This window comes from Streptomyces sp. ADMS, assembly GCF_033441795.1.
Classification (GTDB): Bacteria; Actinomycetota; Actinomycetes; order Streptomycetales; family Streptomycetaceae; genus Streptomyces.
Window position 1 is genome coordinate 1 of record NZ_JAVFVX010000462.1, and the last position, 401, is coordinate 401.

1 protein-coding gene is annotated in these 401 nt (G+C 73.6%); it reads right to left on the reverse strand.

Features of this window, described 5'->3' with window-relative positions; all coding sequences use genetic code 11:
- Nucleotides 1-182: 182 nt before the first annotated feature.
- Nucleotides 183-401: MarR family transcriptional regulator (locus RB628_RS41560; protein WP_318325789.1), on the reverse strand; the 219-nt coding region annotated here is incomplete at its 5' end.

The following is a 401-nucleotide window of genomic DNA, read 5'->3' on the forward strand; positions in this document are numbered from 1 at the left end:
CCAGCCGTGAACGGCTGCGTGGAGGATCGCCTCCTCCACCGAGGCTTCGCCGCTGTGGACCGATGCGATGGCGTTGCCGACGACCACCCGGAGCACGGCGTTGTCGGGCGAAGGGAACGGAGGGGACGGCATCGGCGAGTCGGTCGTCATGGCCGCAGCCTACGGGCGGACCCGGCCGCAGGTCAGCCGGATGCGGCGCTGTCGTGCTGAGCGGTGCCGTGCAGGTCGCTACGGAACCCCCGGCCGACGGGCTGCCAGCCCTGGAAGGTGGCCGGCCTCCATCGCGGCCGGTCCGGCACGTTGGTGTCGTCGGGCTCGGGCAGGCTGCCCCGGCTCTTGCGGCTGCGGGCTGCTCGGACGCTGATGCCCAGGTGGGCGGCGACCTCCGGGTACCCCCAGAG